This is a genomic window from Pararoseomonas baculiformis, from assembly GCF_017813395.1.
Lineage (GTDB): Bacteria > Pseudomonadota > Alphaproteobacteria > Acetobacterales > Acetobacteraceae > Roseomonas > Roseomonas baculiformis.
The window spans coordinates 73,792-95,846 of the sequence record NZ_JAGIZB010000014.1 but is presented as its reverse complement, the minus strand read 5'-3'; the positions used below and the strand labels follow the sequence as shown (position 1 = coordinate 95,846).

Below are 22,055 nucleotides of genomic sequence, written 5' to 3'. Positions count from 1 at the left end.
CATGACCAGCCCCAACCGCTACCTGATCCGCATGGTGGTGTTCCTCGTCCTCGTGGCCGTGGTGGGCGCGTTGCTCTTCGGGGAGCTCCGGCACGCCTTCGAGGTGAACCCGGTGCTGAACGCCCTGATCCTGGGCGTGCTCCTGCTCGGCACGGTCTGGTCCATCCGGCAGGTCATGGCGCTGCGCCAGGAGGTGGACTGGCTGGAGGCCTTCCGCGCGCCCAGGCCGGGCCAGCCGGCCCAGCCCGCGCCGCGGCTGCTGGCGCCGATGGCCTCGATGCTGGCTTCCCGCCGATCGGAACGCCTCAGCCTCTCCACCGGCGCGATGCGGAGCGTGCTGGACGGCATCGCATCCCGGCTCGACGAGCAGCGCGAGCTCTCGCGCTACATGACGGGGCTGCTGATCTTCCTCGGCCTGCTCGGCACCTTCTGGGGCCTGATCCTGACCATCGGATCGGTTTCGGAGGTCATCCAGAACATGTCCGTCGGCTCGGGCGACGTGACCAGCCTGTTCAACCAGCTCAAGAGCGGGCTGGCCCTGCCGCTGCAGGGGATGGGGGTGGCCTTCTCCTCCTCCATGCTCGGCCTTGCCAGTGCCCTGGTGCTGGGCTTCCTCGACCTGACCGCCGGGCAGGCCCAGAACCGCTTCTACAACGAGCTGGAGGAGTGGCTGGCGGGGGTCACACGCCTGTCCTCCGGCGTGCTGGGCGAAGGCGGGGCCGAGGGCGGCTCCGTGCCCGCCTATGTGCAAGCCCTGCTTGAGCAGACGGCGGAGAACCTGGAAGGGCTGCAGCGTATCCTGGCCCGCGGGGAGGAACGGAGCTCCCAGTCCGGCCGCGCCCTCGAAACCCTGGCCGAGCGGCTCTCGGTCCTTACGGACCAGATGCGGGCCAGCCAGGTGCTGATGCAGCGCATGGCCGAGAGCCAGTCCGGCCTGGCCCCCACCCTGCAGCGCCTGGCCGAGGCCGGGGAGCACGAGGCCGCCTCCCGCGGGCATCTGCGGAACCTGGAGCTCTACCTCGCCCGGCTGCTGGAGGAATCCACCCAGGGCCGCAGCCAGGCGACGCAGGAGATCCGCTCGGAGATCAAGGTGCTGGCGCGCACCATCGCCGCCCTGGCCGAGGCCCCGCCGCAGCCATGAGCGGGATCATCCCATCATGGCCCTGAGCCGCCGCCGCCGCGGCCAGGGCGAGGGGCTGAATGCCTGGCCGGGCTATGTCGATGCGCTGGCCACGCTGCTCATCATCATCATCTTCGTCCTGCTGGTCTTCGTGCTGGCCCAGGGCTTCCTTTCCGTCGCCCTCTCCTCGCGCGACCGGGCGCTGGACCGGCTGAACCGGCAGGTGGCGGAACTGGCGGAGCTGCTCTCCCTGGAACGCGGGGGGGCGGAGGAACTGCGCGCGGCTCTGGGCCGGGCCCAGGAGGAGTCACGCCTTGCCGCCGCCGACAGGGATTCGGCGCGGCGCGACCTGGCCGTGCTGCGCGAGGAGGCCGGGCGCAGCGCCGCCGCGCGGGACGCCCTGCGGGAGGAGCGGGACCGCCTGGCCGCCCGGCTTTCCGATGCCGAACTGGCCTCGCGCGGGAACAACGAGCGCATCGCGAGCCTGGAGGCGCGGCTCGCCGAGGCGCTGTCCGGCGTGGAGGCGGCGGGCGCCGACACGGCCCGCACGGTGCGCGGCCTGACCGAGACCCGCCGCGCCCTCGCTACCGAACAGGCCGCACGCCAGGGTGCGGAGCGCAGCCTGGCCGAGACACGCGCCGCCCTGGAGGCCGCAAGGCGGGACCTGGAGGGGGTGCGCCAGGAGGTTGCCCGGCTCGACCAGCAGGTGACCACGGACCGGGCCGCGATCGAGGCCCGGCTCTCCGATATCGCCCGGCTGAACGAGCAGCTTCGCGCCCTGACCGCGCTGCGGGATCAGGCGGAGCGGCAGGCGCGTGAGGCGCTGGCGCGGGCCGGGGACGAGGAGCGCCGCCGCCGCGGCGCGGAGGAGATCGCCAGCGAGGCCGGCGCCGCGCGGGACGCCGCCCTGGCCGCCGCGGCCGAGGCGAACCGCGCCCGGGAGACGGCCCAGGCCGGCGCGGCGGAGTCCATCCGCGCGCGCGAGGCGGCCGAGGCCAATGCCGCCGAGGCCCTGCGCGGGCGCCAGGCCGCTGAGGCCACCACCGCCGAGGCCGTGCGTGCGCGCCAGGCCGCGGAAGCCGGCGCAGCGGAGGCCGGCCGGGCCCGGCAGGCTGCCGAGACGGCCCTGGCCGATGCCACCCGCGCCCGTGGCGCGGCGGAAACCATGCTGTCCGAGGCCACGCGCACGGCCCGGGCCGAATCCGAGGCGCGGCGGGCCGCCGAGGCGCAGTCCGGCGAATATGCCCGCCTGGCCGAGAGCGCGCGCGCCCAGGCCGCGCTCCTTACCCAGCAGCTGGATGCGCTGCGGGCCGAGCTGCGCCGGGTGGCCGCCGCGCTGGAGGCGCAGGAGGCCGAGGACCGCGCGAAGGACGCGCAGATCACCAATCTCGGCCAGCGGCTGAACGCAGCCCTCGCCGCCCGGGTCGAGGAGCTGCAGCGCTACCGCTCCGATTTCTTCGGGCGGCTGCGGGACGTGCTGGGCGACCGCCCGGAGATCCGGGTGGTGGGGGACCGCTTCGTCTTCCAGTCCGAGGTGCTCTTCCCGATCGGCAGCGCGGAGCTTTCCGAAGCCGGGCGGGAGCAGATCGCCAATGTGACGCAGCTTCTGATCGATATCGCGCAGCGCATCCCCGAGGGAACGAACTGGGTGCTGCGCGTGGACGGGCACGCGGACAACTCGCCGCTCCGTCCCGGGGGCCGCTTCGCCTCGAACTGGGAATTGTCCTCGGCCCGGGCCATCGCGGTGGCCCAGCTGATGATCCAGAACGGGTTGCCCGCGAACCGCGTGGCCGCGACGGCCTTTGGCGAGTACCAGCCGATCGACACGGCGGACACGCCCCAAGCCCGGGCGCGGAACCGCCGGATCGAGCTGCGGCTGACGGACCGCTAGCCTTTCGCGCGGTGGGGCTGGCGGAAGGCCCGCCGCCTCAGAGGATGGTCGCCTCGAAGGGCGGCAGCAGGTCCGGCGTTTCGAATTCCAGTACCCAGAGGTCCGGGTCGCGCTTCACCTGGCGGGCGACATAGGCATCCGCCGCGGCCTCATCGACCGGCGCGGCGCCGGTGCCGCGCAGCCAGGCCGGGCGGCCCATCGCATCCCTGGTCTGGGAGAGGACCACCAGCCCTTCCCGGCCCCGCAGCACGCAAAGGATCCCGCCGCTGTCGGGGTCTCCCTTGCGCAGCACCGCGCCGGGCTGCCCGGCGGCATCGCCCATCCGCAGCGCCATCGAGGCCCATAGGCCCGCCTTCACCCGTGCTTCCATGCCGCACCCGTGCCACGCCTTGCCCGCCGCGCGAAGGGGGCTTGATGCCGGCCCGCGCCCACGTCATTCCATCGCCCTCCCGCCCGCGTTCAAGCGGCCGAAACCAGACAATCCGGAAGTTCCGCCATGGCCGCCCAGACGCCGCCCAAGCCAGGCACCGCCCCCCGCATGACCGATGCGCAGCGCGCCTATGAATCCCGCCGCGCCGCGAAGGCCGGCATGACGCTGGAGAAGTGGCTGGCCTCCAAGGAGAAGGAGCGGGAGGAGGAGCGTCGCGCGGCCACCAATGACTCCGAGCGGCGCAAGGCCGAGGCCGAGCCGGCGAAGAAGCCGGGCTTCCTCCAGCGCCTGCTGGAGAAGGCGCAGCAGCCGCTGAAGGGTTCGCGCTGATCCCTGGCGGGCTGGTCGCCGCCCATGCGGACTGGTCCGCCCACCCCTCCAAGCGCTGGGTGACCGTCGCGCGCCGCCACGGCGCGGGGTGGGAGGCGCGGGCGGCTCTTCCCGTGGGCGATCCGGCTGGCATGGTGGCGGGGCTGCTGGCCGGGGGCGATGCACTCGCCCTCGGCCTCGACCTGCCGCTCGGCCTTCCCCGTGCCTGGGCCGCCGGGCGGAGGGAGGCCGGTTTCCCGGCCTTCCTGCGCGGCCTCTACCGGTTCCCCGGCTTCCTGCATGTGAATGACGGGCTGGAGACGGTTTCGCCGGATCGGCCCTTCTATCCGGCCCGCGGCATACGGGGCATGACCCGCGCAGCCCATGCCGCCGCCCTCGGCCTGAGCGGGCCGCATGAGCTCTCGCGCCTCTGCGATCGCGCCACGGCCGAGCGCCCCGCCGGGGCGCCGCTGTTCTGGACCCTGGGCGCCAATCAGACGGGCAAGGCGGCGATCGCGGCCTGGGGAGGCTGGCTTGGCCCTGCCCTTGCGGCCGGGGCGCCCTATCGGCTCTGGCCTTTCGAGGGACCGCTCCGGGCGCTGCTCGCCCCTGGCCGGGCCGTGCTGGCCGAAACCTATCCGGCCGAGGCCATGCGGCAACTCGGCATCCGCCTGCAAGGCAGCAAGCGGGCGCAAGGGGTGCGGCTGGAATCCGCCCCGGCCTTGCGGGCCGCGATGGCACGGCTCGGCGTCTCGGCCTGTCCCGCGCTGGAGCGTGCCATCGCCTCCGGCTTCGGCCAGGACGCGGCGGGGGAGGACCGGCTGGACAGCCTGCTCGGCCTGCTCTGCGTCATATCCGTGCTGGAGGGCGCCCGGCCGGACTTCATCCCCGATGACCCCTGGGTGCGCCGCTGGGAGGGCTGGGTGCTGGGCCAGACGGCCCTGCCCCGGCCTTCCGCGCCAGCCTCCGCCGCGCCATATCCGGAGGGACCGGGGGGCCATGATCTGACCCAGTCCTTGCCATAATCCCGCACGGGTTGCCGGCGATATTCCCCCCATTACCTGCCCTGGGAGGGCTCAACCGATGACGAAGTTCCGTGGCCTGATCCTGGCTGGCGCCGCCGTGGCCGCTCTGGCGGCCGCAGCCCCGGCCGAGGCGGGCTGGCATCGCCGCGGACCCAGCGGTGGTGCGGTGGCTGGTGCCGTCATCGGCGGGCTGGCGCTCGGCGCCATTGCGGGCGCGGCCATCGCCGCGCCGCCGCCGGCCTATTACGCGCCCCCGCCGCCCGTGATGTATGCGCCGCCGCCCGCCTACTACGTGCCGCCCCGGCCGCCCGTGGTGTATGCGCCGCCGCCGCCCGCCTACTATGTGCCTCCCCGGCCGCCCGTGATGTATGCGCCGCCGCCGCCGGCCTATTACGCGCCGCCCGTGGCCTACCAGCCCTATTACCGCTGGTAGGCAGCTTCGGCGCGACGATGCGTGAGGCCGGGCAGGCATCCTGCCCGGCCTTTTTCATGCCCGGGTCCGCGCCTGTCAGACTGCGGGCCTGAACTGCCCCGTGGCCTCGGCGGCCTTCCGGGCGAGCGTGACCAGCAGGTCCAGCACCGGGCTGGCCACCCCCGCCATGCGCGCCAGGGCAAGAGGCTGGAGCAGCATGGCCTCCATCTCGACCGGCCGCCCCGCTTCCATGTCCTGAAGGATGGAGGGCTTGTGGACGATCTTGGAGGAACCCTCCACCCGCTTCACCGGATCGAGGTCCAACGCGATCCCGAGGCCCTGGGCGATCGCCGCGCCCTCCGCCAGGCCCTTCAGCGCCGTGTCCCGAAGGGTCGGATCCGCGAGGGTGGCGGCGATGCCCTGGCGGGAGAGAAGGCAGAGCGGCCCGAAGGTGAGGTTGGAGACGAGCTTCATCCAGACCTCGCGCCGGATGTCGGGCACGACAGGGCAGCCCATGCCCCCGGCTTCCAGGATGCGGGCCAGGGCCAGGGCCCCTTCCCCGATCCGCCCGTCCGGCGCGCCCAGGACCACCCGGCTGGAGGCGTTCTCCACCTCGATCCGGCCGGGCCCGGTCACGGTGCAGGCCGAATAGACCACGCCGCCGATCGTGCGCTCCACCCCCACGGCGTGGCGGATGGCCCCGCCCGGATCCAGCGCCGGCAGGGCGGTGCCGTCCAGCGCCCCGCCATGGCGGTCGAAATACCACCAGGGAATGCCGTTCATCACGAAGGCGACCTGCGTGGCCGGGCCAAGCAGGGGCGCGATGCTCTCCGCCACGCCGGGCAGCTGGTGGCCCTTCACCGTGACGATCACCGCATCCTGCGGGCCAAGCTCAGCCGGGTCGGCGCTGGCGCGGGGGCGGCAATGGAAGGTGCCGTCCTTCGCGACCACGGTCAGCCCGCCTTCCCGGATGGCGGCGAGTGTCGCGCCGCGCGCCACCACGCTCACCTCCGCCCCGCCCCTCGCCAGCCGGGCGGCGACATGGCCCCCGATGGCCCCGGCGCCGAAGACACAGACCTTCATGACAGGATCTCCAGCGCGGCGCGCGACAGCGCCTGGACGCCCAACGGGATGCAGGCCTCGTCCGGCTGGTAGCCGGCATTGTGCAGCTTATCCGCCCGGCCCGGCGTGCCCGAGCCGATCCGCAGATGGGCGGAGGGCACGCGCTGCGCGAATTCCGAGAAGTCCTCGCTGCCCATGCTCGGCACCCCCGGCTTCGGCGCCGCGCCGAGCTGGGCGGTGACGGCGGCCAGAAGCTGGTCCAGCACCGCGTCGTCATTCGCGAGCGGCGGCACCAGGCGCCGGTAGTCCAGCGCGCATTCCACGCGGAAGCCGGCTTCCAGCCCGGCGCAGAGGCGCCGGATCGCGGCTTCCGCCAGATCCCGCGTCGCCGGATGCAGGGTGCGGATGGTGGCCTTCAGATGCACGCGCTCCGGGATGATGTTGTAGGTCGTGCCCCCCTGGAACATGCCGATGGTCACGACGGCCGGATGCAGCGGGTCCACCTCCCGGCTGACCACGGTCTGGGCCTGGGAGACGAAATGCGCGGCGGCGACAATGGGGTCCACGGCCGTGTCCGGATGGGCGGCGTGGCCCGAGCGGCCGCGGATCACGAGGTCGAACCGGTCCGAGGCGGCAAGGCAGGCGCCCCGGACGAAGCCGGTCTCGCCCACCGGCATGTCCGGGTGGTTGTGGAAGCCCAGCGCCATGTCGATCCCCTCGGCGGCGCCATCGGCGATCATGGCGGCGGCGCCCTGCAGGACTTCCTCGGCCGGCTGGAACACCAGTGCCACGCGGCCGGCCAGCATGGGGGCGAGATCCCGTAGCACCTCGGCCACACCCAGCAATGTAACCGTATGGATATCATGCCCGCAGGCATGCATCTTCCCATCCACGGTGCTGGCGAAGGGAAGGCCGGTTTCCTCATGGATTGGCAGGGCGTCCATATCCGCGCGTATGGCGAGGGTGGGCCCGGGGCGACCGCCCTCGATCATGCCAAGCACGCCGGTGCCGCCGACCCCGGTACGGTAGGGAATTCCCAGCCTTTCCAGCTCCGCGGCAACGATTCCCGCCGTCCGCACCTCCTCGAAGGCGAGTTCGGGATGGGCGTGGATGTCGCGCCGGATCGCCACCAGACCGGGGGCGAGCGCCGCCGCAGCCTCCGAGATGCGCCGCCCGGGCTCATTGATTCCCGGGCCCTGTCCGCTCGTCATGACATCAAATCTCGCAACGATGTTGCGCCGCATCGTAGGTGAAGAAGCATCCATGACAAGGCAGCAGGCAATCTGAAGCTTGTGACATGGCGCGCCGCCCCATAGGTTGCGTGTCTCTCTCTTTCGGGAGGCACGTCCCGCACGAGGACGAGGGCACGTAAAGTGCCGGCCGCGACACCCGCCGGGATGCTCGATTCGAGCTTTCCCGCCGGGGTCCGCGGCCGGGATCATATGCGCCCCGCCCTGCGAAGCCGCGCCCCCCGTTCGTTCGATTCTTGAGGGACCAGGGGTGGAGACTTCATGAAGATCAGCACGAAGGACCTTTGGGCTGGGGGCATCCTGATGCTCCTTGCTTTCATAGGCCTCTACATCAACGGCGGCCTGCTCGGGTTCGGCCTGGAACAGCACACGCTCGGCTCGGCCCGCCGCATGGGGCCCGGCTACATGCCGATGCTCGTGTTCTGGCTGCAGTTCGGCCTGGGGGCGATGGTCTTCATCCTCGCGCTCACCAACGGGCCGGACCCGCTGGAGCCCTGGACGAAGCTTGACCTCACCACGCTCGCCATCAGCGTCGCGGTCGGGATCATCATCTGGCGCGTGATGGAGGGCATGGGCGTCACGACCAACTACGTCCAGGTCGGGATTGCCTGCTTCGTCGCGCTGCTCGTCCTGTCGATCTCGCCGGCTTGGCGGCCGCTCGGCCTGGTCCTCGCCTCCTTCGCGATCTTCGCGCTGCTGCTCGAACCGCTGGGCCTCATGCTGAGCATCACGGCGCTTTGCGTCATCTCGGCCCTGGCCGACCGTGAGCACAATCCGATCAGCATCGTCGGGATGAGCGTCTTCCTCTGCATCCTCTGCTGGTTCGTCTTCATCTACGAACTCGATATCCGGGTTCCGCTTTGGCCGACGATCTTCGGGTAAGCGCCAGGAAAGAAAGGGCCAAAACAAGCTATGGAACTTTTCGCCAATCTGGCGCACGGCTTCGGGGTCGCGTTGTCGCTGGACAACCTACTCTTCGCGCTGCTCGGCGCGTTGATCGGGACGGCCATCGGCGTGCTGCCCGGCATCGGGCCGGTCGCCACCATCTCGCTGCTGCTGCCGATCACCTTCGGCCAGCCCGCCACCACGGCCATCATCATGCTCGCCGGCATCTATTACGGTGCGCAGTATGGCGGCTCGACCACGGCCATCCTGCTCAACCTGCCGGGTGAGGTGTCGTCGGTCGTCACAGCGCTCGACGGCTACAAGATGGCCCGCAACGGTCGCGCGGGCGCCGCGCTGACCATCGCCGCCCTCGGCTCCTTCTTCGCGGGCAGCGTCGCGACCCTCGTCGTCGCGGCCTCGGGCCCGATGCTGACCTCCGTGGCGCTCTCCTTCGGCCCGGCGGACTACTTCTCCCTCATGCTGCTCGGCCTCATCATATCGGCCGTGCTGGCACAGGGTTCGGTGCTGAAGGCCATCGCCATGGTGGTTCTGGGCGTTGCCCTCGGCCTCGTCGGCACGGATGTGCAGACCGGCCAGCAGCGCTTCACCTTCGGTGTACCCGAACTGTCCGACGGGCTCGGCTTCGTGTCGATCGCCATGGGCATCTTCGGCCTCGGCGAGATCATCCTGAACCTCGAGCGTCCGGAAGCGCGCCAGGTCATGTCCGGCAAGGTCGGCAGCCTGATGCTGACCCGGGAAGAGTTCCGCCGCTCGGTGCCGGCCGTGCTTCGCGGCACGGCGATCGGCTCCGTCCTCGGCATCCTGCCGGGTGGTGGCGCCTCGCTCTCCGCCTTCGGCTCCTACATGCTGGAGCGTAAGATCTCGAAGTACGGGAGCACGCTCGGCACCGGTGCGATCGAGGGCGTGGCCGGTCCGGAATCCGCGAACAACGCGGCTGCCCAGACCTCCTTCATCCCGCTGCTGACCCTCGGCATCCCGGCCAACGCCGTGATGGCGCTGATGGTCGGCGCGCTGATCATCCAGGGCATCCAGCCCGGCCCCCGCATGGTGGAGGCCCAGCCGGACCTGTTCTGGGGCCTGATCTGCTCCATGTGGGTCGGCAACCTGATGCTGCTCGTCATCAACCTGCCGATGATCGGCATGTGGGTGAAGCTGCTGCAGGTGCCCTACAAGTATCTGTACCCGGCGATCCTCGTCTTCTGCGCGATCGGCGTGTACTCGCTGAACAACTCGGTCTTCGACGTCTACCAGACCCTGTTCTTCGGCATCCTCGGCTACATCTTCAGCAAGCTGCAGATGCCCGCCGCGCCCCTGCTCATCGGCTTTGTGCTCGGCCCGATGATGGAGGAGCATCTCCGCCGCGCCATGCTGCTCTCCCGCGGCGACGTGGGCGTGTTCGTCGAACGCCCGATCAGCGCCACGCTCCTGGCCCTGGCGGCGATCGTGCTGGCCGCGATGGCCCTGCCCGCCCTTCGCAGCGGCAAGGACAAGGCACTGGCCGAATAAATCCGCCGCCAGTGCGACAGAGAAGCCGCTCCGGGCAACCGGGGCGGCTTTTCTTTTTGGGCATGCTCCGTTAGGTCCGGATATCTCTCGACCATATCTGGAAGCCACATGCCCCAGGATCGTGTTGTGCCGGTGGTGTTGTCCGGTGGTGTTGGCACGCGGCTCTGGCCCCTCTCGCGGGAGGGCTTTCCCAAGCAGTTCTGGCCGCTGACCTCCGAGCAGAGCATGCTGCAGGAGACAGTGGGGCGTGCCACGGGCCCGGGCTTCACCCCGCCCATGGTGATCTGCGCCGAGGCGCATCGTTTCCTCGTTGCCGAGCAGCTGCGCGAGAGCGGCGTGACCGGGGGGCGGATCGTGCTTGAGCCGGCCGCCCGGAACTCGGCGCCGGCGATCGCGGCCGCAGCCCTGCTGGCCTCGGAAGAGGATCCGCATGCCCTTCTCTGGGTCATGGCGGCCGATGCGGCGATCCAGGACATCCCTGCCCTGCACGCGGCGCTCGCCCGGGCGGCGGAGGCGGCCCGGGCCGGCCATATCGTGACCTTCGGGATGAAGCCCACCCATGCCGAGACCGGCTTCGGCTATATCGAGGCCGGTACCGCCATTCCGGAGGCGCCGGGGGTTTCTGCCATCGCCTCCTTCATCGAGAAGCCCGACCTCGCCCGTGCCCAGGCCTTGCTTGAGGGCGGGCAGCACCTGTGGAACGCCGGCATGTTCGTCGCGCGCGCGGCCAGCCTTCTGGCCGAGCTCGAGCGTCTGCAGCCCGAGCTGGTGGCGAGCGTGCGCGCGGCGGTGGACGAGGCCAGCCGCGACCTCGACTTCGTCCGGCTCGGCCCTTCCTTCGCAGGCGCCCCTTCGATCTCGATCGACTATGCGGTGATGGAGCGCACGGCTCATGCCGCCGTGGTGCCGGCCGATCTTGGCTGGTCCGATGTGGGCTCCTGGGACGCGCTCTGGCAGGTTTCGCCGAAGGATGGCCGGGGCAACGCCACCCATGGCCCGGTCGAGCTGCTGGACGCCGATGACTGCTATGTCCGCTCGGAAGGCATCCTGACCACGGTGGTCGGGCTGAAGGATGTGGTGGTGGTGGCCACCGAGGACGCGGTGCTGGCGCTGCACCGCGACCGGGCGCAGGACGTGAAGAAGCTGGTGGACCAGCTCAAGGCGCGGAAGCGCCCTGAGGCGGGCGCGCACCGGCGCATGTACCGCCCCTGGGGCCATTATGAAGGCCTGATCCAGGGCGACCGCTTCCAGGTGAAGAAGATCCTGGTTCGCCCGGGCGAGAAGCTCAGCCTGCAGAAGCATTACCACCGCGCCGAGCACTGGGTGGTTGTCAACGGCACCGCCGTTGTCGAGCGCGATGCCGAGCGGATTCTCCTGCGCGAGAACGAGAGCGTTTACCTGCCCCTCGGCTGCGTCCATCGCCTGGAGAACCCCGGCATGATCCCGCTGACCCTCATCGAGGTGCAATCGGGGGCCTATCTCGGCGAGGACGATATCGTGCGCTTCGAGGATACCTACGGACGCGCGTGACCCTGCAGGGGCGGCCATGACGGCATAGCGCCATGGCCGCCCCCTCCCGGCTTTTCCGCCTCGGCGCAGGCCCCGCCCATGCTGCTGCTTGAGATCACGCTGGCCCTGCTGGGCGCCTGCCTGGGCCTGGCCATCCTGGCCCGGCGCACGCGCCTTCCCTATGCGGTGGTGCTCATCCTCGGCGGGATGGCCCTGGCCTTCATCCCCGGCCTGCCCCGGGTGGAGCTGGACCCGACCCTTGCGCTCGCGGCCTTCCTGCCGCCGCTGCTCCAGGCCAGCGCCTGGCGGACGGATTGGCAGGAATTCCGCGCCAATCTCTGGCCCATCATGCTCCTCGCGGTCGGGGCGGTGTTCTTCACGGCGGCCTGCGTGGCGGTGGTCGCCAAGCTCCTGCTGCCGGACCTTCCCTGGGCAGCGGCCATTGCCCTGGGCGCGATCGTGGCCCCGCCCGACGCGGTAGCGGCGGCCTCGGTGCTGCAACGCATGCCCCTGCCCCGGCGGATCGTCACCGTGCTCGAGGGCGAGAGCCTGATGAACGATGCCTCCGCCCTGGTGCTGTTCCGCCTGGCCGTCGGGGCGGTGGCGGTGGGCAGCGTTGCGCCGGGCCTGGCGGCCGTCACCTTCCTTGCCGTGGCGATCGGCGGCTTCCTGGTCGGGCTGGCGGTGGCCTTGTTGGCCGCCCGCGTGCTGCCGCGGCTGGAGGCGACGCCGCTGGAGATCGCCTTCACCTTCCTCACGGCCTATGGCGCTTTCCTGATCGCCGAGAAGCTGCATGTCTCTGGCGTGATCGCCGTGGTCACCGCCGGCATCATGATCGCCCAGCGCCAGCGCGCTCTCCTCACCGCCCAGACGCGGATCGAGGCGCTGGCGACCTGGAGCTTCATGGAATTCGTCCTTACCAGCCTTGTCTTCATCCTGGTCGGGCTGCAGCTGAACGGCATACTGGAGCGCCTTGGGGCCTATCCGCTCCCCGTGCTGGTGGTCGGGGCCGCCGCGCTTTCGGCCACGCTGATCCTCTCGCGCCTGGGCTGGGTGATCCCCTTCGCCTATCTCCCGCGCCTGTTCCCGGCGCTGGCGCGGAACGAGATGCTCCCCCGCCCCCGCCATGCAGTGATCATCGGCTGGGCGGGGATGCGGGGCGTGGTTTCCCTCGCCACCGCGCTGGCCCTGCCGCTGGAGATCCCGCACCGGGACCTGCTGATCTTCCTCGCCTTCGTCGCCATCCTGGCGACCCTGGTGGTGCAGGGCACCACGCTGGAATGGCTGATCATCCGCCTGGGCGTGGTGGAGCCGACCCGGCGCGGCATGGCGCCCGCGGAGGCCACGGCCCGCCGGCTGATGGCCGAGGCGGCACTGGGCGAGGTGGAGGGCCGGCTGGACAGCCCGCTGGATGGCGTGATCGCGCGCGACCTCGTGGGAGAGTTCCGGGACATCGCGCGCGTCTTCACGGGGGTGGCCGCGGGCGGGACACAGGCTGAGCTGCGGGCCCGGTTGCAGATCCGCCTCGCCGCCCTCCGCGCCTCGCGCGAGCGCCTCATCCGGCACCAGCGCGAGGACGGGCTATCGGACGAGATGCTGACGAGCCTCCTGTCGGAGACGGATTACGAGGAGCTGCGGCTCCAGCAGCAGCTCGCCCAGGCCGGCTGAAGCCCCGAGGGGTTCAGCCCCGCGCCGCCGCCAGCTGGGCCCGCGCGCCCATCACCATGTTCGTCAGGTCGCTGCCGAGGGTGGCGTAGTCGAAGCCCATCTCATGCATCTGCTTCACATAGGCGCCGGTGGTGCAGTGCAGGCCGATGAACTTGCCACGTTCATGGCAGGCGCGGATCAGCCGGGCATAGATGTCCAGGATCGCCTGGTCCTGCCGCTCCATGATGGGCGGCAGGATGCCCAGCGAGATCTGCAGGTCGGTCGGCCCGATATAGATGCCGTCCACGCCCGGCACGTCCAGGATGGCGTCGAGGTTGTCCAGCGCCTCCCGGGTCTCGATCATCGGCAGGCAGAGGATATCGTCATTGGCGGTCTGGAAATAGGAGCCGGGCTCGCCGTAGAGGCCTGCCCGAATCGGCCCGTTGGACCGGGCGCCCATCGGGGGATAGCGGCAGGCAGCCACGAAGGCCTCGGCCTGGGCACGCGTGTTGACCATGGGGCAGATCAGGCCCTGGGCGCCGGCATCGAGCAGCTTGCCGGCAATGCCCGGCTCGTTCCACGGCAGGCGGGCCATCGGTGTGGGCCCATGCGCCTGCATCGCCTGGAAGCTCGCCACCGCGGAGAGGTAATCATGCACGCCGTGCTGGAGATCGACCGTCATGCTCTCCATCCCGAGCTGGGCCATCACCTCCGCCGAGAAGGCCGAGGGAATGGACAACCATCCATTCACCGTCTTCCGCCCGGCCTTCCACGCATCCCTCAGCTTGTTCGCCACCTGGCGTTCCCCCGTTCCGTCATGCCCGTCCTCGGCGCGATCGCGCCCGGCGCGGCTGCCCTGCATCCTTCCGCTTCCCCGCCCGCCGCGCAATCCGACAGCCTGCCGGCCTGGCATCAATGTCCGGCTACCGGGCGGAGGCACCGGGCCGCTCGGCACCCTCCGCGCGGGACTGGGGCGGCGCGATCTCCTCGCCTTGGCCGCCGCGCGGGCCTTGGCCTCCCGATCGCCGGGACCGGGCGGCCCGCCACCGCTTGGCGCGCAATGGGCAACCCCGCCCGCCGGGGCTAGGCTTCGCCCATGCCCGATCCCCTTCCCGGTTCCGCCTGGCGCGTTTCGTCCGAGACGGCGCCGTTGCGCGAGGTGTTGCTCTGCACGCCCGAGCATTACCGCTGGATCCCGACCAACAGCATCGTCCGCCGCACCCTGGCCGGGGAGAACCAATCCCCCGCCACCGCCCATCTGCAGGCGCAGCATGCGGAACTGGTGCATGCGATCGAGCAGGGCGGCGCACAGGTGCGGCTGATCGCGCCGGAGCCGCATCTGCCCTACATGGCCTATACGCGCGACAGCGTGGTGGTGACCCATCGCGGCCCCGTGCTGTGCCAGCTGGAGCGGCCGCAGCGCCGCGGCGAGTATGCGCCGCTGATCGACTTCCACGCCGGGCATGGGGGTGCCTTCTGGCGGAAATCCAGCGCCGGCACGCTGGAGGGCGGCGACATCCACATCATCCGCCCCGGCCTTGCCGCCATCGGCGCCTCCGGCGGGCGCACGGATCATGCCGGTGCGGAGCAGCTTGCGGGATGGCTGCGGGAGGAGGGCTGGGAAGTGCGCGTCGAGGATTTCGACGAGCATTTCCTGCATCTGGACGTGTTGTTCTGCATGGCCGCCCCCGGATTGGCCGTGGCCTGCGAGGACGTGCTCGACCCCGGATTCCTGGACTGGCTGCGGGGCCATGGCATCCGCTGGATCCCGGTTCCCTACCGCGCGGCCATGCATCTGGGCTGCAACATCCTCGCCCTGGGGCGGGACCGCGTGGTATCCGCGCGCGAGAGCACGGCGCTGAACGCCGCCCTTCGCGCCGAGGGGCTGGAAGTCCTGGACCCTGCCCTTTCGCTTTTCACCGCCGGTGGCGGCGGGCCCCATTGCCTGACCTGCCCGCTGCGGCGGGACGACTGACACGGAACACCGACATGACCGCCGAAACCCGCCCCGTCGACCACGTCATCGCCGCCATCCGCGCCTTCTTGGGCGACCGTATCACCACCAACATCGCCATGCGCGAGCAGCATTCCCGCGGCGAGGACACCACCACCCCCGTCCTGCCCGATGCGGTGGCCTTCGCCGAGACGACGGAGGAGGTCTCCCAAATCCTCGCGCTCTGCCACCGCCATGGCGTGCCGGTGGTGGCCTTCGGCGCGGGCACCAGCCTGGAGGGGCATGTCACGCCGGTGCGCGCGGGCATCTCGCTGGACCTGTCGCGCATGACCGCCATCCTGGATGTCAGCCCGGACGACATGGACTGCCTGGTGGAGCCGGGCGTGACGCGCCACCAGCTGAATGATCACCTGCGCGACCAGGGCCTGTTCTTCCCGGTGGATCCGGGTAGCCACTGCACCATCGGCGGCATGTGCGCCACGCGCGCCTCCGGCACCAATGCCGTGCGCTACGGCACCATCCGGGAGAACGTGATGGGGCTGGAGGTGGTGCTTGCGGATGGCCGGGTGATCAACACGGGCAGCCGCACCCGCAAGGCCGCCAATGGCTATGACCTGACGCGGCTGATGATCGGCAGCGAGGGCACGCTGGGCATCATCACCAAGATCCGCCTGCGCCTGCACGGCATCCCTGAGGCAACCTCCGCCGCCGTGGTCCAGTTCCCGGAGATGCGGGGCTGCGTGGAGTCCGTCATCCAGGTGATGCAGCTCGGCGTGCCCGTGGCACGGATCGAGCTGCTGGACGAGGTGCAGATGGCCTGCTGCATCGCCCATTCGAAGCTGGACAATCTTGAGGCCCTGCCCACCCTGTTCCTTGAATTCCACGGCAGCGAGGCCGGCGTGGCCGAGCAGGCCGAGACGGTGAAGGCCGTCGTTACCGAGATGGGCGGGCTGGGCTTCGCCTGGGCGGCCGATAGCGAGACGCGCAACAAGCTCTGGACCGCCCGCCACAACGCCTATTGGGCGGCGATCGCCAGCCAGCCCGGTTCCCGCGGCGTGACCACCGATGTCTGCGTGCCGATCTCGCGCCTGGCGGATGCGCTGCTGGGCGCGAAGGAGGACATCGAAGCCTCCGGCCTTTCCGCGCCGATGGTCGGGCATGTCGGCGACGGCAATTTCCACACCGTGATCCTGGTGGGCCAGGACGACCCCGCCGCGCTCGAGCGCGCCTGGGAGCTGGACCGCAAGATCGTGGCCCGGGCCCTTGCGCTCGGCGGCACATGCTCGGGCGAGCATGGGGTGGGGCTGGGCAAGCGCGAGTTCCTGGAGCAGGAGCATGGGATGGAGGCCCTGGCCGTGATGCAGAGCATCAAGGCGGCGCTGGACCCCAAGGGCATCCTCAACCCCGGCAAGATGTTCCGGAACTGAGCCAAGAGTGAAGAGCGACCTCGGCCCCGTGCAGGGCGGGGCGCGGAGGGAACGCGAATTTCATGAATGACGACGCGCGGGAGGCTTCGCTCGCCTTCGTGGCCCCCCTCGTGGCCCTCACCCTCGGCCATGTGCTCTCGAACATGGTGCGCACCCTTCCGGCCATAGCGGCGGATGTGCTTGGGCGGGATCTCGGGGTCACGGCGGGCGGCCTCGCCTCGCTCACCGGGGCCTTCAATCTCTCCTTCGCCTTCGCCCAGGTGCCGCTCGGCGTGGCGCTGGACCGCTTCGGCGTGCGGCGCACCGCGCTCGGCCTTCTCGCCGTGGCGGGGATCGGCGCGGTGCTGGCGGCTCTCGCGGGCGGTGCGCTCGGCTTCCTGATCGCGCAGATCGTGCTCGGCCTGGGCTGCTCGGGCATGCTGATGGGCCCGGTGACCTATGCGGCCAAGCGGCTGAGCCCGGCCCGGTTCGGCCTTTGGTCGGGCCTCGTCCAGGCGCTCGGCAATTGTGGGATGCTGCTCTCCGCGAGCCCCCTCGCGCTCCTGGTCGAGGCCTCGGGCTGGCGCGCGGGGTACTGGACCTGCGCGGGTGCCGCCCTGGTGATCCTCGGCCTCGTCGCGCTTCTTGTCCGGGGCGAGGATGCATCCGGCCCGCGGCGCAGCCTCGCTGCCGATGCCCGCGAGGTGCTGAGCCTGACGGTCTCGCCCAGGCTGCGCGGCGTCGTCGTGCTCGCCTTCGCCTCCTTCGCCGCGGTGATCGGCGTGCGGGGGCTCTGGGGCGGGCCCTGGCTGATGGAGGTGAAAGGGCTTCCCCGGGTGGAGGCCGGCAACATCCTCCTGCTCGCCACCAGTGCGGTGGTGATCGGCCCGGCGCTCTGGGGAATCGTGGACCGGCGCTTCGGGCACCGGCGCGCCCTGCTGGTGCTGGGCCATCTCGGCGCAGGCATTTTCCTGGCCCTCACGGCCCTCGGGGGACCGGGCGGCCCTCTGGGCGGGATGCCGCCGGCCTGGGATGCGGTCACGCTGCTCGGATTTTTCCTGCTGATTTCCGTGCAGCCCCTGGCCTTCGCGGCCACGCGGGCGGCGGTGCCGCCGGACCAGGCAGGCAAGGCCCTGGCCGGGGTAAACCTGTCCTTCTTCGCGGGCGCCGCGCTGCTGCAGGCGGCATCGGGCCCAGTGGTCGCCATGGCCGGGACAGGGGCTGGGCTGGTGTTCTTCGGCGCCGCCGTGGCGGCCTGTGCCCTGCTTTACGCCGCCATGACCCGGAAGCCCGCCTGACCGGGCCTTCCGGCCTGGTTCGTCAAAAAGACAGCCTGGCCTTCAGAAAAGCATGACGCGCGCCATGGCAGCCATGCCGCCCCAAATGACGAGGGACAGCCCGGTCAGCGCGGGAAGCGCGATCCAAAGGGGCCAGGGCCTTGGCACACGGTGCGCAGCCGTGCGTTCGGGCGCCCGGCGATGTCCGGTCTGAATCAGCATCCCACCTCTCCTCCCCGTTTGCCTCGTTGCCGGTGAGTTGAGCCCAAATCTTTTCATTCTCGCAATATACAAGAATGAGACGGATGACCGGGTCAGCGGGTCAGGCGGACCTGGAGTATGGTCCCTTCCACCCCATCCACCCGGATGATGTCTCCCACGATGGGATGGCCCTCCAGGGCAATGGCGGGCCAGTCGCTGTCGCCCACTCTCACGCGCAAGCCGGGAAGCCCGGTCGCGAGCACCACGCCCTCCCGCCCGACCAGGCCGGAACCCGGCGTGTTAACCCGCAGCGGTTCCGGGCCGCGCCGCCGACGCAGGCCGACCGCCACCCCGGCCGCCATCAACCCGACGAAGATCACGACGGAGAGCGGAAAGCCCGGTGATACGACCAGCCAGACCAGCCCCGTGCCGATCGCGGCCAGCCCGGCCCAGAGCAGGAAAGCACCGGGCAGGGCAAGCTCGGCGCCGAGCAGGACGAGGCCGGCGAGGATCCAGATCAGCCAGGGTTCCACGGGCCGCTCCCCACCCGGGGAACCGAGGCAGCCGGCCCGGCCGCAGTGGATGCCGGCGCGACGAAGCCGACCGGACCGGCGGGCCCGGCTGGCGGAGGGGTGCCTGCGGGCTTCTGCAGCAGCTCAAGCGCCGCGGTGATTCCCCCGGCAAGGCCGGAGGCCTCCATGGGCACGATCACCAGCCGGGAGTTCGGGCTGGCCGCGATGGCCTGGAAGGCACCGACATATTTCTCGGCCACAAAATAGCGGAGCGCCTCGACACCCGCCCCGGTCGCGGCCTCGGCCACCATGCGGGTTGCCGCGGCTTCCGCCTGGGCCATGCGCTCGCGCGCCTCGGCATCGCGGAAGGCGGCCTCGCGCCGGCCTTCGGCTTCAAGCACCAGGGCCGTCTTGGCGCCCTCGGCCTTCACCACCGTCGCGCGGCGCTCGCGCTCGGCGGTCATCTGAAGGTTCATTGCCCGGATCAGGTTCTCCGGCGGCTCGATCTTGCGGATCTCCACCCGGTTCACTTTGACGCCCCAGGGGTCGGTCGCCCCGTCCAGGATCGCCAGCAGGGCCGAGTTGATACGCTCGCGCGAGGAGAGGGTCTGGTCCAGGTCCATCTCACCGATGACGGCCCGGATATTGGTCATGGCCAGGGCCGTCAGGGCGCCCCGCAGGTCCTGCACCTGATAGGCGGCCTTGGCGGGGTCCATCACCCGGAAATAGACGATGCCGTCCACCGTGACGGTCGCATTGTCCCGGGTGATGACGGATTGCTCGGGGATGTCGAGCACCACCTCCTGCACGTTCATCCGCTGCCCGACCGAGTCGATATAGGGGATGATGAAGTTCAGCCCGGGCTGGAGAAGATGGGTGAAGCGCCCGAAGCGCTCCACGGTCCAGACCTCGCCCTGGGAGACGGTACGTATCCCCTTCGCTGCCGTGACCAGCGCGAGGATAAGGATGACGGCAAAGACGATGATCGTGCCGGAAACCGGCATGGACGAAACCTCCCTTGCCGTCCCCAGGTTAGGCGGGGGATCCGGCTGCGGGTCAGCATGCGCCGACGCCGGGCCGGCCGGAAGGCCCGGCCCCGCGGCCCGTGCCGGTTCGGAACTGCGTTCGTAGCCGGGTTCGGGCGCTTCCGGGCGGCTTCAGGCCGCGAGAGCGCGGGTGAGGCCCGCCGCGGCCTCCGCGACCAGCGGCTTCACCCGCTCCACCTCGGGCCAGAGGCGCTCGCTGGAGCCCGACAGGGTCAGCGCCCCGCAAAGCGTTCCGCCCGGCAGGAAGACCGGCGCCGAAATGGCGGCCGCGTCCAGCTCCCGCGTGCCCTGGGTGGCGATCACGGGATAGGCGCCCGGCGCCAGTTCCGGCGCCGCCTCGGCCGTCTCGCTCGATGCGGCATCCCAGACCGCGAAGACGCGGCCGGTCGCGGCGGCGCCAAGGGGCATCATGTCCCCGGCCTGGACCGCCACGCGCAGCGTGCGGGGCGGGGCGGCGCGGTAGAGGCAGACCCGGCGCTCCTCATCGGCGCGCACCCAGAAGGTGGCCCCCTGCCCCGTTGCCTCGGTCAGCGAATCGAGCACGGGGGGAATTAGCGGCTCCAGGCCGAGGCTGCGGGTATAGAGCGAGCCCCAGTGCAGCAGCATGGGGCCGGGAGACCAGGTGCCGTCCTGGTTGCGCTTGACGCAGCAATGGCGTTCCAGCGAGGCGAGGAGGCGAAGAATGGTGCTCTTGTAGAGCCCGGTTCGCGCGGCCAGAACTCGAAGTGGCAGGGAGGTGTCACCCGGCCGGAAGGCGCTGAGCACCGTCATTGCGCGCCCGACGGCTGCCACGCCCGATGCGGTGGAAGGTGGAGAGAGAAGCCGGCCGCGGCCGGGCGATGCGCCCTGGCCCTGGCCCGTTGCGCCGAGGCCCCCCTCTGCGCGAGCGGCGTCGGGCATCAGGACGATGGGTTCCACAACTCGTTCTCCCCTTGTGACGCGGATTAACTTTCAGCCCCGGAACGGGGACACGCCACAGCTGAACTATCCCTTATCGAAGCGACGAATCGGAAGGGATGCATGCTGTAGAGTGGAACAGCTTGGCCGAATTGCGAGAGATTTTCAGTTCAACCTCCGTTCTCCTCCCGGCAACCTCTCCGCCACCAGACTGAACCGATCGGTTCAATCACTCCTTGCAGCTTCGCGCCCCTTCAGCCACATGCCGCATATGACGCGCCGCACATCTTCCCGTGGGTCCTCGCGGGCTCCCGCACCCCGCATTCGCCATGCGCTCCTCGGCGCGGCATCGGCCCTGGCCCTGCTGGCGGCCCCTGGTCCCGCGATGGCGCAGTTCGGCCCCCAGGGCCCGCCCGCCGTGGGCGTGCAGGAGGCCGCCCGCCGCCCGGTGACGGAGAGCACCGAGTTCGTCGGCCGAGTCGAGGCGGTGGAACGGGTGGAGATCGTCGCCCGCGTGACCGGCTACCTCCAGGAGCGGCTCTTCCAGGAGGGCCAGGAGGTCCATCGCGGGGATCCACTCTACCGGATCGAGCGGCAGAGCTTCGAGGCGGAGCTGGCCCGTGCCCAGGCCAATGTGGCCTCCGCCGAGGCGGAGGTGGCGAATGCCCGCGTCACCCTCTCCCGCGCCCAGGAGCTGACCCGCAGCGGCGCCGGCACCCGCGTCGCGCTCGACAATGCGGTCGCGCAGGAACGCACCGCCAATGCGCAACTGGTCGCTGCCAGGGCCGCGGCCCGAAGCGCGGAAGTGAATCTCAGCTATACCGAGATCAGCTCCCCGATCGACGGCAAGATCGGCCGCACCAACCTCACCGTCGGCAATGTGGTCGGGCCGACCACGGGCACGCTGGCCGTCATTGTCAGCCAGGACCCGATGCGGGTCTCCTTCCCCGTCTCCCAGCGCCAGGCGCTGGAGCTGCGGGACCGCTACGCATCCCGCGGGGGCGTGGAGGCCGTGCAGGTCCGCTTCCGCACGGCGGATGGGAAGACCTATCCGGAAGTCGGGCGGATCGAGTTCATCGACAACCAGATCAACCGCGCGACGGACAGCATCCTGATCCGCGCACGGGTGCCCAACCCGACCCGTCCGGAGATCGGCGGCCGCTCGCTGATCGACGGGCAGTTCGTCAACGTATTCGTGGAGGGGGTGGAGCCGGTTCTGGCCATCACCATCCCACGGGCGGCCGTGCTGCAGGACCAGCAGGGCTACTACGCCTTCATCGTGGACAATGAGGGCAAGGCACAGCGACGGAACCTGCGCCTGGGCCGCAACACCCCGCAGGTGGCGGTGGTGGAGGAAGGGCTGAACCCCGGCGACCGTGTGATCGTGGAAGGCATCCAGCGCGTGCGCCCGGGGCAGGAGGTGAATGCCGCGCCGGCCAGCGTCCCGCCCGGAACCCAGGCCGGCACCCAGGCGGGCCAGCCCGGGGCGCCCGCCAGCCCGGCCGCCACCGGCAATGCGCCGGCGAGTGCCGCCCCCGGCCGCGCGAATCAGGGCACCGCCCAGGGCGCCCCGGTGGGAACCGCCTCCTCCCCGCCCGGCGCGCCGGCCGCGCCGAACACGGGGCAGCCGGGCACCAGCCAGCCCCAGGCCGCGACGTCGCCAGCCAACCAGTCCGGCTCCGCCCGGTAAGGCAG

The 22,055-nt window shown here is 70.9% G+C and carries 20 protein-coding genes; 13 read left to right on the top strand and 7 right to left on the bottom strand.

The features are described 5' to 3' along the window. Position 1 precedes the first annotated feature (1 nt). Positions 2–1,141 (top strand): MotA/TolQ/ExbB proton channel family protein, encoded by a 1,140-nt coding sequence (locus J8J14_RS15420; RefSeq protein WP_209380426.1) that lies wholly within the window; start codon positions 2–4, stop codon positions 1,139–1,141. A 16-nt stretch (positions 1,142–1,157) separates the two neighbouring features. Then, the gene (locus J8J14_RS15415) at positions 1,158–3,011 is read left to right on the top strand and encodes an OmpA family protein (protein WP_209380425.1); all 1,854 of its coding nucleotides are present in this window, start codon (positions 1,158–1,160) and stop codon (positions 3,009–3,011) included. Positions 3,012–3,048: 37 nt separating this feature from the next. On the opposite strand, the gene J8J14_RS15410 is transcribed toward J8J14_RS15415, so the two are convergent. Further along, on the bottom strand, positions 3,049–3,381 hold the full coding sequence (locus tag J8J14_RS15410; protein ID WP_209380424.1) for a DUF1491 family protein: 333 nt from the start codon (positions 3,379–3,381) through the stop codon (positions 3,049–3,051). A gap of 126 nt (positions 3,382–3,507) precedes the next feature. Between J8J14_RS15410 and J8J14_RS15405 the strand changes: the two genes are divergently transcribed. From J8J14_RS15405 to J8J14_RS15395, 3 genes are read left to right on the top strand one after another with little or no spacing between them, the layout of a single operon-like run. Beyond that, positions 3,508–3,771 carry a hypothetical protein gene (locus tag J8J14_RS15405; protein WP_245215822.1) on the top strand — a complete coding sequence of 88 codons (264 nt, stop codon included), beginning with the start codon at positions 3,508–3,510 and terminating at the stop codon, positions 3,769–3,771. Between the two features lie 59 nt (positions 3,772–3,830). Beyond that, positions 3,831–4,775 (top strand): hypothetical protein, encoded by a 945-nt coding sequence (locus tag J8J14_RS15400; RefSeq protein ID WP_209380423.1) that lies wholly within the window; start codon positions 3,831–3,833, stop codon positions 4,773–4,775. Between the two features lie 58 nt (positions 4,776–4,833). After that, complete coding sequence (locus J8J14_RS15395) at positions 4,834–5,208, top strand: hypothetical protein (protein ID WP_245215821.1); 375 nt, start codon at positions 4,834–4,836, stop codon at positions 5,206–5,208. 75 nt (positions 5,209–5,283) lie between these two features. Here the strand turns inward: J8J14_RS15395 and J8J14_RS15390 are convergent, their stop codons facing one another. Next, entirely contained in the window at positions 5,284–6,270 is a 987-nt protein-coding gene (locus tag J8J14_RS15390) for a ketopantoate reductase family protein (protein ID WP_209380422.1), read from the bottom strand. Then, the gene (locus J8J14_RS15385) at positions 6,267–7,460 is read right to left on the bottom strand and encodes a M20 metallopeptidase family protein (protein WP_209380421.1); all 1,194 of its coding nucleotides are present in this window, start codon (positions 7,458–7,460) and stop codon (positions 6,267–6,269) included. The genes J8J14_RS15390 and J8J14_RS15385 overlap by 4 nt, the downstream gene beginning before the upstream one ends. A gap of 300 nt (positions 7,461–7,760) precedes the next feature. Here J8J14_RS15385 and J8J14_RS15380 point away from each other — a divergent pair, with 300 nt between their 5' ends. The 4 genes from J8J14_RS15380 (at position 7,761) to J8J14_RS15365 (ending at position 13,088) form a co-directional block, all read left to right on the top strand. Then, positions 7,761–8,381 (top strand): tripartite tricarboxylate transporter TctB family protein, encoded by a 621-nt coding sequence (locus tag J8J14_RS15380; protein WP_209380420.1) that lies wholly within the window; start codon positions 7,761–7,763, stop codon positions 8,379–8,381. A gap of 30 nt (positions 8,382–8,411) precedes the next feature. Beyond that, positions 8,412–9,911, top strand: a complete 1,500-nt coding sequence (locus J8J14_RS15375; RefSeq protein WP_209380419.1) for a tripartite tricarboxylate transporter permease — start codon at positions 8,412–8,414, stop codon at positions 9,909–9,911. 108 nt (positions 9,912–10,019) lie between these two features. Then, positions 10,020–11,441 carry a mannose-1-phosphate guanylyltransferase/mannose-6-phosphate isomerase gene (locus tag J8J14_RS15370; protein ID WP_209380418.1) on the top strand — a complete coding sequence of 474 codons (1,422 nt, stop codon included), beginning with the start codon at positions 10,020–10,022 and terminating at the stop codon, positions 11,439–11,441. Between the two features lie 78 nt (positions 11,442–11,519). Then, positions 11,520–13,088, top strand: a complete 1,569-nt coding sequence (locus tag J8J14_RS15365) for a Na+/H+ antiporter (protein ID WP_209380417.1) — start codon at positions 11,520–11,522, stop codon at positions 13,086–13,088. A gap of 13 nt (positions 13,089–13,101) precedes the next feature. Here J8J14_RS15365 and J8J14_RS15360 read toward each other — a convergent pair whose 3' ends face one another. Then, on the bottom strand, positions 13,102–13,929 hold the full coding sequence (locus J8J14_RS15360; protein ID WP_245215820.1) for an HpcH/HpaI aldolase family protein: 828 nt from the start codon (positions 13,927–13,929) through the stop codon (positions 13,102–13,104). Positions 13,930–14,163: 234 nt separating this feature from the next. On the opposite strand from J8J14_RS15360, the gene J8J14_RS15355 reads away from it, so the two are divergent. The 3 genes from J8J14_RS15355 (at position 14,164) to J8J14_RS15345 (ending at position 17,725) form a co-directional block, all read left to right on the top strand. After that, positions 14,164–15,042 carry a dimethylarginine dimethylaminohydrolase family protein gene (locus J8J14_RS15355; RefSeq protein WP_209380416.1) on the top strand — a complete coding sequence of 293 codons (879 nt, stop codon included), beginning with the start codon at positions 14,164–14,166 and terminating at the stop codon, positions 15,040–15,042. 14 nt (positions 15,043–15,056) lie between these two features. Beyond that, a complete protein-coding gene (locus J8J14_RS15350) occupies positions 15,057–16,448 on the top strand; it encodes an FAD-binding oxidoreductase (protein ID WP_209380415.1) in 1,392 nt (463 codons plus the stop codon). Positions 16,449–16,510: 62 nt separating this feature from the next. After that, positions 16,511–17,725 (top strand): MFS transporter, encoded by a 1,215-nt coding sequence (locus tag J8J14_RS15345; protein WP_209380414.1) that lies wholly within the window; start codon positions 16,511–16,513, stop codon positions 17,723–17,725. A 293-nt stretch (positions 17,726–18,018) separates the two neighbouring features. On the opposite strand, the gene J8J14_RS15340 is transcribed toward J8J14_RS15345, so the two are convergent. The 3 genes from J8J14_RS15340 to J8J14_RS15330 all read right to left on the bottom strand — a co-directional run bounded on the left by J8J14_RS15340 (position 18,019) and on the right by J8J14_RS15330 (position 20,363). After that, entirely contained in the window at positions 18,019–18,438 is a 420-nt protein-coding gene (locus tag J8J14_RS15340) for an NfeD family protein (RefSeq protein WP_209380413.1), read from the bottom strand. Next, entirely contained in the window at positions 18,423–19,421 is a 999-nt protein-coding gene (locus tag J8J14_RS15335) for an SPFH domain-containing protein (protein WP_209380412.1), read from the bottom strand. The genes J8J14_RS15340 and J8J14_RS15335 overlap by 16 nt, the downstream gene beginning before the upstream one ends. 153 nt (positions 19,422–19,574) lie before the next feature. Continuing rightward, positions 19,575–20,363: an IclR family transcriptional regulator gene (locus J8J14_RS15330; protein WP_209380411.1), complete on the bottom strand. Its 789-nt coding sequence runs from the start codon at positions 20,361–20,363 to the stop codon at positions 19,575–19,577. 268 nt (positions 20,364–20,631) lie between these two features. Between J8J14_RS15330 and J8J14_RS15325 the strand changes: the two genes are divergently transcribed. Next, positions 20,632–22,050, top strand: a complete 1,419-nt coding sequence (locus tag J8J14_RS15325) for an efflux RND transporter periplasmic adaptor subunit (RefSeq protein WP_245215819.1) — start codon at positions 20,632–20,634, stop codon at positions 22,048–22,050. The last annotated feature ends 5 nt before the right edge of the window (positions 22,051–22,055 follow it).

What these genes read in the sequence shown, in the direction of transcription:
- J8J14_RS15410 (WP_209380424.1), bottom strand. Translation starts at nt 3,381, where the DNA reads ATGGAAGCACGGGTGAAGGCGGGCCTATGGGCCTCGATGGCGCTGCGG.
- J8J14_RS15415 (WP_209380425.1), top strand. Translation starts at nt 1,158, where the DNA reads ATGGCCCTGAGCCGCCGCCGCCGCGGCCAGGGCGAGGGGCTGAATGCC.
- J8J14_RS15420 (WP_209380426.1), top strand. Translation starts at nt 2, where the DNA reads ATGACCAGCCCCAACCGCTACCTGATCCGCATGGTGGTGTTCCTCGTC.
- J8J14_RS15395 (WP_245215821.1), top strand. Translation starts at nt 4,834, where the DNA reads ATGACGAAGTTCCGTGGCCTGATCCTGGCTGGCGCCGCCGTGGCCGCT.
- J8J14_RS15365 (WP_209380417.1), top strand. Translation starts at nt 11,520, where the DNA reads ATGCTGCTGCTTGAGATCACGCTGGCCCTGCTGGGCGCCTGCCTGGGC.
- J8J14_RS15390 (WP_209380422.1), bottom strand. Translation starts at nt 6,270, where the DNA reads ATGAAGGTCTGTGTCTTCGGCGCCGGGGCCATCGGGGGCCATGTCGCC.
- J8J14_RS15360 (WP_245215820.1), bottom strand. Translation starts at nt 13,929, where the DNA reads ATGCAGGGCAGCCGCGCCGGGCGCGATCGCGCCGAGGACGGGCATGAC.
- J8J14_RS15335 (WP_209380412.1), bottom strand. Translation starts at nt 19,421, where the DNA reads ATGCCGGTTTCCGGCACGATCATCGTCTTTGCCGTCATCCTTATCCTC.
- J8J14_RS15325 (WP_245215819.1), top strand. Translation starts at nt 20,632, where the DNA reads ATGACGCGCCGCACATCTTCCCGTGGGTCCTCGCGGGCTCCCGCACCC.
- J8J14_RS15380 (WP_209380420.1), top strand. Translation starts at nt 7,761, where the DNA reads ATGAAGATCAGCACGAAGGACCTTTGGGCTGGGGGCATCCTGATGCTC.
- J8J14_RS15385 (WP_209380421.1), bottom strand. Translation starts at nt 7,460, where the DNA reads ATGACGAGCGGACAGGGCCCGGGAATCAATGAGCCCGGGCGGCGCATC.
- J8J14_RS15350 (WP_209380415.1), top strand. Translation starts at nt 15,057, where the DNA reads ATGACCGCCGAAACCCGCCCCGTCGACCACGTCATCGCCGCCATCCGC.
- J8J14_RS15375 (WP_209380419.1), top strand. Translation starts at nt 8,412, where the DNA reads ATGGAACTTTTCGCCAATCTGGCGCACGGCTTCGGGGTCGCGTTGTCG.
- J8J14_RS15355 (WP_209380416.1), top strand. Translation starts at nt 14,164, where the DNA reads ATGCCCGATCCCCTTCCCGGTTCCGCCTGGCGCGTTTCGTCCGAGACG.
- J8J14_RS15345 (WP_209380414.1), top strand. Translation starts at nt 16,511, where the DNA reads ATGAATGACGACGCGCGGGAGGCTTCGCTCGCCTTCGTGGCCCCCCTC.
- J8J14_RS15405 (WP_245215822.1), top strand. Translation starts at nt 3,508, where the DNA reads ATGGCCGCCCAGACGCCGCCCAAGCCAGGCACCGCCCCCCGCATGACC.
- J8J14_RS15370 (WP_209380418.1), top strand. Translation starts at nt 10,020, where the DNA reads ATGCCCCAGGATCGTGTTGTGCCGGTGGTGTTGTCCGGTGGTGTTGGC.
- J8J14_RS15330 (WP_209380411.1), bottom strand. Translation starts at nt 20,363, where the DNA reads ATGCCCGACGCCGCTCGCGCAGAGGGGGGCCTCGGCGCAACGGGCCAG.